General features: G+C 42.8%; 7 protein-coding genes. 3 read left to right on the forward strand and 4 right to left on the reverse strand.

Going from position 1 to position 10,964, the window contains the following annotated elements:
- The 3 genes from ACKTT2_RS24415 to ACKTT2_RS24425 all read left to right on the forward strand — a co-directional run bounded on the left by ACKTT2_RS24415 (position 1) and on the right by ACKTT2_RS24425 (position 3,751).
- Positions 1 to 2,943 carry an NHLP bacteriocin export ABC transporter permease/ATPase subunit gene (locus ACKTT2_RS24415; protein ID WP_407891355.1) on the forward strand — a complete coding sequence of 981 codons (2,943 nt, stop codon included), beginning with the start codon at positions 1 to 3 and terminating at the stop codon, positions 2,941 to 2,943.
- A gap of 164 nt (positions 2,944 to 3,107) precedes the next feature.
- Positions 3,108 to 3,347, forward strand: a complete 240-nt coding sequence (locus ACKTT2_RS24420) for a type II toxin-antitoxin system Phd/YefM family antitoxin (RefSeq protein WP_407891357.1) — start codon at positions 3,108 to 3,110, stop codon at positions 3,345 to 3,347.
- On the forward strand, positions 3,344 to 3,751 hold the full coding sequence (locus ACKTT2_RS24425) for a type II toxin-antitoxin system VapC family toxin (RefSeq protein WP_407891359.1): 408 nt from the start codon (positions 3,344 to 3,346) through the stop codon (positions 3,749 to 3,751). Before ACKTT2_RS24420 ends, ACKTT2_RS24425 begins: the two co-directional genes overlap by 4 nt.
- A gap of 19 nt (positions 3,752 to 3,770) precedes the next feature.
- Here ACKTT2_RS24425 and ACKTT2_RS24430 read toward each other — a convergent pair whose 3' ends face one another.
- The 4 genes from ACKTT2_RS24430 to ACKTT2_RS24445 form a co-directional block, all read right to left on the reverse strand.
- Positions 3,771 to 6,266, reverse strand: coding sequence for a two-partner secretion domain-containing protein (locus tag ACKTT2_RS24430; RefSeq protein WP_407891361.1), 2,496 nt, complete (start codon positions 6,264 to 6,266; stop codon positions 3,771 to 3,773).
- 257 nt (positions 6,267 to 6,523) lie between these two features.
- Positions 6,524 to 6,733, reverse strand: coding sequence for a hypothetical protein (locus ACKTT2_RS24435; protein ID WP_407891364.1), 210 nt, complete (start codon positions 6,731 to 6,733; stop codon positions 6,524 to 6,526).
- A gap of 252 nt (positions 6,734 to 6,985) precedes the next feature.
- On the reverse strand, positions 6,986 to 9,184 hold the full coding sequence (locus tag ACKTT2_RS24440) for an NHLP family bacteriocin export ABC transporter peptidase/permease/ATPase subunit (RefSeq protein ID WP_407891366.1): 2,199 nt from the start codon (positions 9,182 to 9,184) through the stop codon (positions 6,986 to 6,988).
- Positions 9,185 to 9,254: 70 nt separating this feature from the next.
- On the reverse strand, positions 9,255 to 10,520 hold the full coding sequence (locus tag ACKTT2_RS24445; protein WP_407891369.1) for an NHLP bacteriocin system secretion protein: 1,266 nt from the start codon (positions 10,518 to 10,520) through the stop codon (positions 9,255 to 9,257).
- Positions 10,521 to 10,964 lie beyond the last annotated feature (444 nt).

The raw sequence follows: 10,964 nt of genomic DNA on the forward strand, positions 1-10,964 counted from the left end.
ATGCTAATTGGAAACAACATCGCGGGTTTGCCAGGAGAGCGCTATCGATTAAAAGGCAATGTATCTTTACTATTGAATGACCCGCAAACAGTTTGGTTGGTGAAATCTGGTTCGATGTCATTATTTGCGATTACACTTAACGATGGTAAGCCACAAGGAAAACGGCAGTACTTGTTTAGTGTAAAATCTACTGAAGCGATGTTTTCCATAGCAACAGAGCTTCAATGCGAGTCGTTCCAAATTTTAGCAGTGTCGCTTGAGGAAACAGAACTGCTGAAAATGTCTCGACAAAATTTTGAGCATCTTCTCGCGAGCAAACAAGGCTATGGGGTGGCTTTGGTGGAACGTTGGATAAATTTACTAGGTTCGGCTGTTGCTTGCGAACCCGACCGTACCTCAAATATATACAGACCAGAGCCAGGAATCCAGTTCTTCTCTTTAACAAGTGGTAATGTATTTCGACCCGAACAAGATAGCATATCTTGGGTACAAATCCAACGCGGTCGCGCTAAACTCATGGGATTTTCCGAACTGGTTTTTGAGCCAGCATCTGGTCTGTTACCATTGAGTGCTGATATGTGGTTGCAGGCGGAGGATGCATTAGAATTACAAAGCTTTCGCACTGAAGATCTCCAAGAAGCAGATACTTTGATGGTAAGTCTGGGTCAACTGCAAATGGATTTCTTACGGGCGATTCACTTGCTCTCTCAGCAAGAAATTCAGCAAGAAATTTTGCGGTGTAGAGAAAGAGAAGACCTTAAGCGTCAGGTTATGGATGAAGCATTGGACGAACTGTCATCCGTGCTGCTACAGCAACAAACAAGTACTAGACCGCAAGCAAGACATGGCAGTTTCCCAGACCAAGCTTTGTTAGCGGCGGCTGGGGCTGTCGGACGTGCTGTGGGAATTAAGATTTGTCCTCCATCTCAGTCAGAAGACTTTGAACGTCTTAAAGATCCTCTAGAAGCAATAGCCCGTGCTTCGCGCATTCGGATGCGTCAGTTGCATTTGACAGGAAACTGGTGGAAACGTGACTGTGGTTCGATGCTAGGATACACCTTAGAAGATGAAAGTCCAGTGGCTTTGTTGCTAATGAAGGGCGATCGCTATAAAATTTACGATCCCGTCAAGCAAACTCGCATCCTTGTAGATGAGCAAAGCGCTGCTAAACTCTCCACCACTGCTTATGTCTTTTATCGACCTTTGCCCGATAAAGACCTCAAAACCTGGGATGTACTTCGATTCGCACTACAAGGTCATATTAAAGATATAGTTATCATCTTATTAATTGGAATTGCTGTGTCTTTACTAGGGATGGTAACGCCTCTGGCTACTGCTATCCTCATGGACACCGTTATCCCAGATGCCAAGCGGGGATTATTGTTAGAAATTGCGTTGGGTCTTTCCGCAACAGCTTTTGGAGGTACAATCTTTCAACTGGCTCAAGGACTTTCCCTAATGAGACTGGAGACTTTTGCCGACTCATCTACTCAAGCGGCGGTGTGGGACAGACTGTTAAAGTTGAAAGCATCTTTTTTTAATCAGTATTCTATCGGTGACTTAGAATCTAGGGTCTCTGCTATTAGCAATATTCGTGCCAAACTGAGCGGTACAGTTCTTAAAAGTGTGTTCTCTGGGGTGTTTGCCTTTTTAAACCTGGGCTTGCTCGTCTACTACAATGGGTTGTTAGCCTTAATCGCGATTGTAGCTGCGATCGCGAACATAGCCCTGACTTTTATCTCTGGTATACTCACCCTCCACAAGGTTCGTCCTTTATTAGAGCAACAAGGAAAAATCTTTGGCGTGATGGTGCAGTTAATTAATGGAGTTGGCAAACTGCGAGTCGCTGGGGCTGAAGAACGAGCTTTTGCCTACTGGAGTAAACAGTATAGCCAGCAACTAAAATTTCTGCTGAGTACTCAATCAATTGAAGACATTCTCGCTGTCTTCAACAAAATTTTGCCCAGTCTCGCGTCTTGCGTGCTTTTCTGGTTTACTGCCATACTACTACAACAGAACCAACAAACACAGGAATATCGAGCACTATCCATTGGGACTTTTCTCGCATTCAATGCTGCTTTTGGTATCTTTATAAGCGGTACAACTCAGTTGAGTACAACCGTTGTAGACATTCTTGAAATTATACCTTTGTGGAAGCGCGTTCAACCAATTTTGCAAGCCGAACCAGAAGTCAATCATAGTAAAGCAGATCCCGGTAGGTTATTGGGCAGAGTTGTCATAGATCGCGTGACTTTTCGTTACCGCAATGATGGACCTCTTATTTTAGATAACGTTAGTCTTCGGGCTGAACCAGGAGAATTTATTGCGTTGGTGGGGACTTCTGGAAGTGGTAAATCAACTTTGTTTCGGTTATTACTGGGATTTGAAACTCCAGAATCTGGCAGTATTTACTATGATGGACAAGACTTGACAGGATTGGACATTCATGCAGTACGCCGCCAGATGGGTGTTGTTCTGCAAAATAGTCGCTTGATGTCAGCTTCCATCTTTGAAAACATTGCCAGTGGTGCCTTAGTCACAATTGATGAAGCATGGGAAGCCGCCCAGATGGCAGGTTTTGCAGATGACATTCAAGCAATGCCAATGGGTATGCATACTGTTATCAGTGAAGGAGGTAGTAATATTTCGGGCGGACAACGGCAGAGGCTGTTAATTGCAAGGGCGTTGGTATTGAAACCCCGAATTTTGCTATTTGATGAAGCCACTAGTGCTTTAGATAACAGAACCCAGGCTATTGTGAGTAAAAGCCTCGACCAACTCAAGGTGACGCGCATCGTTATTGCTCACCGACTCAGTACAATCCGCAATGCTGACTGTATTTATGTGCTTCAAAATGGTCGAATCCTACAGCAAGGCAGTTTTGAGCGACTCGCCGAGCAAGAGGGGTTGTTTGCTCAACTCATGATGCGGCAAAAGTTTTGAATGTAAACTAGAACCCAACACAGTTCTTGTCAACACACAGTTCTTGTCAACACACAGTTCTTGTGGAACGGGCGTCTCGCCCGTTTTGAGTAGACATCCCAATCGAACACTGGACAATTCATACAAAAGTAATTAGACTAGTCTAAAACTGGTCTAAATATTTTATGGAATCAATTGGCTCATACCAAGCAAAGACACACCTTCCTGCCCTTCTAGAACGAGTCGCAAAGGGTGAGGAATTTACGATTACAAAGCATGGAGTTCCCATTGCACGGCTTGTTCCTGTGGAACAAGAACAACAGCGTGATGTTAGAACAGTCATTGAAGAATTAAAGAAGTTCCGAAAAGGACATACTCTAGGAGGTCTTTCAGTACGAGAGATGATTAATGAGGGCAGAAGATGAACTTTGTTCTTGACTGTTCGATAGCAATGGCGTGGTGCTTTGAGGATGAAGCAACAGAATTTACTGATTCATTACTAGAAGAACTTGTAGAAGGAAGCATAAAAGTACCCTCTATCTGGTTTCTTGAGGTTGCAAATGTCCTAGCGATCGGTGAACGAAGAGGGCGAAGCAATCGAGCACAGATTTCTCAATTTCTCGGACTCTTAGGGAATCTTCCCATCGCAGTTGATACAAAAACTGAAGAGAAAGCATTTACCGACATCCTCACTCTTGCGCGAACCCATAAACTGACCTCCTACGATGCAGCATATCTGGAACTTGCACTTCGTGAAGGATTACCTCTGGCAACACTTGATGAAGGACTGAAACGAGTTGCATCCAAACTTGGCGTAACCACACTGTAATTAAATCTTGAGTTTCAGTTTATTTTGTAAGTGAGACTTCACAGCCAGATAGAGAATTCCTCAGCTTGTGAGGTGCGATCGCAGGCGCATTAGCCACAAGTACAACATCCCCATTTGAATTTACCACCCAACCTTGAGCTTCGATAATTTTATTTACAGGTGGATTGACAGAATTTGTATTTTGTAGAGCTTCTCCCCCTCTTCTCATCTCCCCCTTTTCTCCTCCGTTTGTTGCTACCGCAGTGAGTCGCCAATCTTCCCATACGGGATCGCTGCTGAGCGTGTTGTTAGGAGAAGGAGGTAAACCACCACGTCCGGTATAAGTAAAGCTACTGTTTGCAATTCTGGTACAGATATTATCATCGACTAAACTCCCCACATCCACCACATCCACTGTTAAGGGAACTAATCCTTGACTGGGATCGATATCAGGTGTGTTGACTTGTACTGTGCCATTAAATTCAGGAGTTTTGCCTATGGCAGTGATATCACTAGTCAGGGTGCTAGGTAAGTTCCGAAACTGAGCACTTATAAGAGACTGTGTATTAATTTTAACTTTACCTCCCTGAGAGTCATTAGAATTGGCAGTAATATCGCTATTTTCAAAAGCTGCTAGAACATCAGTATTCATATTAATATTGCCACCAACTACACCAATACCTGTAGCGTTGGCAGTGATTCGACTCCCACGACGCAATACCAAACTTGCGGAGTTAATATTGATATTTGCTTGTTGGCGAACTCGATCGGTGGTAACGCTTCTTGTATCTGCGTCTAAGAAAGAGTTCCGATCTAAAAAGATTGACCTAGCATTTAAGTTGAGATTACCCGCATTTCCCCTTCCTCGACTTCTGACTAATACTCTTGCCCCATCTTTCATAGTGAGTGTATTAGTATTAATTAACACATCTCCTGCCCTTCCTGTTGAAGTGTTCTCACCTAAAGCACCTACAGCACTACCAAAAAGTTGTACGGAATCAGAAGCATTGACTAGTATATTACCGCCCCTACCTGCACTTAAAGTACTAGCGCTGATTTGTGCTTGTTTATCAAGACGCAATGTCCGAGTATTGATTATCAAGTTGCCTGCATTACCTGTGGCATCTTTACCTGTTGTGGGATCTCGTTGTACTTGAGAATTTAAAGCGCTGCGTGTTTGATCGCTAATAAGTTGTACGGACTCAGTGGCATTAACAGTCAAATTGGCTCCATTTCCCGAACCAAGAGTGCTAGTATCGACAAGTGCTCCATCGATCAAGGTCAAAACGCGAGTATTAATTTTCAATTCTGTAGTTGCATTTGCTGAGCCACGAACCTGAATACCTAGACCAGTAGGGTATTTACTATTATTATCAATCAAATTCACTGTGTCAGCATTTACTGTCAAATTTCCCACTCTTCCCGCACCTTTGGTAACGACGCTGACCTGTGCGCCATCTTGCACTTGCAGTAAGCGCGTATTGATTGTTACATCTCCGGCCGTCCCTGTGGCATTGTCTTCTGCTTGAGCATAGAAGCCTCCAGGAAAAGGACACGCTGCTTCGGAACAACGATACACGCCACTCAGGTACACTTCATCCAAAGTATTTACAGTTAAATTTCCACCTAACTTTGAACCCAAAGTACTAGTTTCAATTACAGAACCATCGCTCAGTTTCAGACTTCTCGCTGTTACTCGAACATCTCCACCACCCTCACCTGTAGCATCCACTGCTGTTTGTTGAGATAGTCGAATATTTCCTAAGTTTTGCAAGTCCCCATAGCTTAGGGCAAAGCCTTTTTCTGTAGGAACGAGACTCACTAAACGATTAGAACTAGCACTACCTAATTCAATTCTCCCTCCCGCCGTCTTGATTGTTGCTCCTTCAAGGGAGATATCTCCACCCACTAAAGCCAATGTTTGATTCTCTTGCACTCGCAAACCGACATTAGTATCTATTGCAGGAGATGGAATCCTTCGACTTCTGATTCCCTGTCCGTCTCCCCGTACTTGAATTAAACCGGGATTTGCCCCAAATTGTAAACCAATGGGAGTGCTCACAGTTAACAGAGGCGTTGTTTGCGGAGTTGCACTATACTCAAGTCCATCGGTAAACTTTACACTATTTGCAGTCGTGGCAAAAAAAGAGCCTCCAATGTCTAAACGAGCATTTTGCCCTAATACAATCCCGTTGGGATTAATGAGAAACAGGTTGGCTGTACCATTTGCTTTGATTAATCCATCAATATTCGAGATAGATTGACCAGTGATTCGAGTAATGATATTTTGAATGTTCTGAACGTTATTAAAGTAAGCTGTAGTACCGTTTTGGACGGAGAACTTGGAAAAACTGTGAAATAAGTTGCTTCCAGATAAAGTGCCACCTTCAATATTTATGATATTGTCGGTTATTCTGACGCGAGAATTTTCAGGTAGAGTTGTATCTGGAATAATTTGGGCGCTTGTAGAACTTCCCCATATGAACAACGCAACACCATTTGCAATTCCCAAACCTCTCCACCAGTTTAAATGCATATTTATTCTTGATACTAAACTCAAAGAATGGCTTAACTACTAGTCCAATACAGAAGTCTGATAAGTTAAGCTGGGTTAGATCCCCGACTTCTTTGAGGATACAGAGTCGCGAATTGGTTGTAAAACCTCGAAAACCTCATTATGCGGTGACTAACTCAAACGAAGAATTAGGGTTTTTCTGAATTCGACAACAGTGTCCTTTGCAAAGTCGGGGATCTTGCAGCTATCAAAGTCAATAGGGTTTAACTATTACATCATTAGTCCATTGATGAAGTTCGCATCAAGTGGTAATTTCCAACATCAATCCATCTCTTTGTTTGCGAACACCACTGTAAAATGCCACCATCAACCCCATCTAAATCGGCTTCGTTGACTTCTTCAACGCCTGGAATTGATGTTAACTTTGATGCCAAATCGTTATTTTGGTTGTTTTGAATCTTTTGTTGGTTTGTATGATTCTTAGTCATTGTCTTTGTCTCCTTTCTAATTGGTTTAAATCCAGTATTAGTATAAATTAATACTTATTTTTGAGAACGGCTTAACTTGTAGAACTAGCTATATACATAGGACTCGATCCTCAGAGGTTAAAACCCTTCTAGTACCCTAATGGGAAACACTCAGGTTAATTTATGCAGTGAGGAACGGCTTTGGAGTTGAAAAAATCTCTGAAATTATTGATTGGCAAGCATTACAGATTTTTAAAAATTTTTAGCGCTCCTTTAAAGAGCATCTCCCTCACTACGGATTAATTGCGAGTATGCTCCTTCAACTGTTCGCAATTCTTCATGGGTTCCCCGTTGCACTACATGTCCTCCTTCCAAAACAATGATTTCATCGCAATCGCGAATGGTACTCAGTCGATGTGCCACGATGACACAGGTACATCCTCGTTGCCGGAGTTTTTGGTCAATAATTTTTTCTGTTTCAGTATCTAAGGCGCTAGTGGCTTCATCCATGATGAGGATGGAGGGATTATTAACTAGAGCACGAGCTATTTCTAAACGCTGTCTCTGACCGCCACTCAAATTATTAGCACCTTCTAAAAGGATACTATCATAGCCTCCTTGTAGGGAAAGGATACTATCGTGGATGGCGGCATCTCGACAAGCTCGTACTACATACTTCTCTGGAACCGTGGTGTCCCAGAGGGTCAGATTATCCCTAACGCTACCTGCAAATAATAAGACATCTTGCTCTACAAAGGCAATAGAATTCACGAGAACTGGGCGAGGAATTTCATTTCTGGGTTTGCCATCAAACTTAATTTCTCCTTGATTCGGTTCGTATAGCCCGCATATAAGTTTGGCAATGGTGGATTTACCGGAACCACTTCCACCTACAAGAGCAATTCGCTGTCCTGGTTTGATTGATAAATTAAAGTTTTCGATCAAAGGAGGTCTAATTTGGTTATAGCCAAAGGTGACATTCTCCAAATCAACATAACCTTGCAATTTAGGTAAGATTTGGGAAAAGGTTAGGGGTTTGGGAGCCGTTTCTCCCGTTTCCTCTTTTAATTGAGGAACTACAGGGTTTTGCAAAACGTCGTCTAAGCGATTTAGGTTTCCCTCAACTTCTTGGAGGTCTTTGCCAAGGCTCATGAGATTATTTACGGGTTCCATAAAATTTTGAATCAGTCCCTGAAATGCCACGAGCATTCCAATAGTTAGGTTACCATCCATAACCCGCAATCCACCGACGGCTAAAACTAGCATAGATGTTATTGTTGATAGGAATGATGGCAAAATTCCTAAACCTTGATTAGTTATATCTATTTCCTGTTGGGCATCGATCGCATTGGCATAATACCCCGCCCATCGAGTAAAAAAATCAGATTCCAGCCCAGATGCTTTTAACGTTTCCATACTTTGGAGACCGGAAATAGCCACCCCGTCTACTTTTCCTTGCTCCTGCATTAATCTGGCGTTGGCATCTACGCGCCACCGAGAGACTTGCTGCAATGCCAAAAGATTTGCCGCGACAAAGACGATTCCAATTAAGGTCAACACCGGATCGTATTGCAGCATGACAAGAACATAAAAAATGACCATGACTGCAGCGATCGCAGTTGTCGCTAATTTCCCCGACAAAAGATTTGCCAAGTCGTCGTTAAGGCGAATGCGATTGCTAATTTCACCAGCAAATCTCTGAGCATAAAAACTGATAGGTAAACGCAAGATGTGCCAGAGAAATTGACTAGACATACTAACAGATAACTTAATCTTCATTCGTCGCAAAAACCTTAACTGTAGTAATGTCAACAGCCCATTCAATATAGCAGTAAGTATCATTCCTAACAGAAGCGGTTGCAACCAATCCTGTCTGTTTTGTACCAAAACATTATCGACAAATACTTGAGAAAATATGGGCGATACTAGTCCAGGAATGACGAGTAAAAATCCGGCAAAAATGCAATAAGCAAGTACCTCACCAGACCCTTGGAGACGTTGCTGCAAAGCTAAGATAACGTTAGGCTTGCGACCACCTTTTTGGAATTGTGAACCTGGTTCTAAAAACAAAATAAGTCCCGTGAAACTCGTATCAAATTCTTGCCAGGATACCGTTTTCGGTCCAGTTCCGGGATCGTTCAAATAAACTTTGCGATCGCTAAATCCCTCTACCACTAAGAAATGATTAAAGTTCCAAAAGATGATGTAGGGACATGGCAAACGTCGCAATCCATCCAAATCGGCTTTCAAACCCTTGGCATTCAACCCATAGCCTCTAGCAGCATTCAGGATATTTGAAGCCTTGCTTCCATCCCGCGATACTCCACAATCTTGACGTAATTGCGCCAGGGGTACAATGCGACCGTAATAACCCAGAATAATTCCCAAAGCAGCAGCGCCGCATTCCACCGCTTCCATTTGCAAAACAGTTGGGGTACGACGACGAATACCCCCTTTTATGTCATTTGTCATTTGTCACTTGTCATTTGTCATTTGTCATTATCCCCAATCCCTAATCCCCAATCCCCAATCCCTAATCGTATTAATTTCCACCAGTAAAAGACTTAAAGAAAGGAAAAACAAAGCTAATAGGCGATCGCTCTTCTACAGTAACTCTTGCTGTAGCAGTTGTTCCAGAAGAAACTTTCATCTGCGGACCCTTAGAAGAAGACCATTTATATCCGCTAAAAGTTGAACTATCTGGGTGTAGTTTTGCTAACACTTGAAGTTGAGGATTTGGAGACATTAAACTTGTCACAACCTCTGAATTACCCACCTCACTTAAAACCCCTTCTTTAGTTACGGGAAAAGCTGAGACATCGGTAACAGTAGCCATAATGCCACCAAATTGTTCGCGCTCCACTATGGAAGGTGTAATTTGTACTTTCATCCCCTTTTGAATCTTCTTACCATCCCCAACAGAAAAGAAAGTGAGACCAGTTAGCTGGGCTGATGGTTCTTCTGCTTGAATGGTAGCAATGCGAGTTCCTTGGGTAACAACTTGACCGGGAAATACAGTCACTTCTATAGCCCTTCCCTCATAAGGACTAATGACTTGACTGTTTTTCTGTAACTGCACTTCCAATTGAGCAATATTTTGCATAACCTCTTGAATTTGATTTTGTCGAGTCGTTGAAGCTTGAAAATTTTGTTCGACCAGACTTTTTTCTCTAGCACCCAACCCTTGCAACTGAGTTTGGAGGTCGTTAATTTGAGTTAGCTTCTCATGGTAAGCCTCTTGCGCCTGTAAAAGCATTTCCTCTGAAATTGCTCCTTGCGACTTTAGCTTGTTCAGCCTTGCGTATCTGTTTTTCATTACAATAGCTAAACTTTTAGCTTCGCGGAGATTTTGTTGTAAGCTGAAGCGTTGCTGTACGAGTGCTTTGATTTCTAGTTCGCTTCGTAATGATTGTAATGAGTTAGCGTTTTGATTCTGGTTTTTTAATTCTAGTACCTTAAGACGCTGTTGCTGTAGTTGTTTCTGAAGTTCGGCTTGGTCAAGAATTGCCACTATCTGTCCTTTTTTCACCAATTCCCCTACACGTAGATTCAGGTTCACCAATTGTCCGGTAGTAGGTGATTGGAAAGCCATAACTTTACTGGGATAAATTAATACTCCTCGTCCTGTAACCGTAATAGGTATGCGACCAACTATACTCCAAATCGCTGCTGTTGCAACTAACGAACCGAGGGCTGTTAAGGGTAACCAGTTCATTGGATGGATTACCTGCATGACACGATCCAGCCGTTCGGGAGAAGCTGAATTTAAGAGCGCTTTCTTTCGGAAGAGATTTTTATTTTCAACCATATGACACGATTTTGTAGGCAAGATTGAGGAAATTGGCTATGCAACTAGTTAAAAATCTACTAGGGATCGGGAATTGGAGGTTTGTGTTTTACCCTTCCCTAACTCAGACCTTGGCATTCGTTTTACCCCACCCTAGCCCTCCCCTTACTAACTACGGTGTACACACAACCTAGATTTACCCCCCTTAATCCCCCCGATGTATTGGGGGGAGACTAGATTTGAGGTTCCCAAACCTTTCCAAGGGGAGGGTTAGGGAGGGGTAAAAATAACGCTAAAACTTCGGTCTATTAGTTATTTCAGACTTGTGTGTACACCGTAGCCCCTTACTAAGGGGAGGGAACTCGATTTTCAATTTCCTTCCTGAGTCAGGGGAGGGAACTCGATTTTCAATTTCCTTCCTGAGTCAGGGGAGGGAACTCGATTTTCAATTTCCTTCCTGAGTCA

This window comes from Scytonema hankhaensis NUACC26, assembly GCF_045865695.1.
GTDB lineage: Bacteria > Cyanobacteriota > Cyanobacteriia > Cyanobacteriales > Nostocaceae > Scytonema.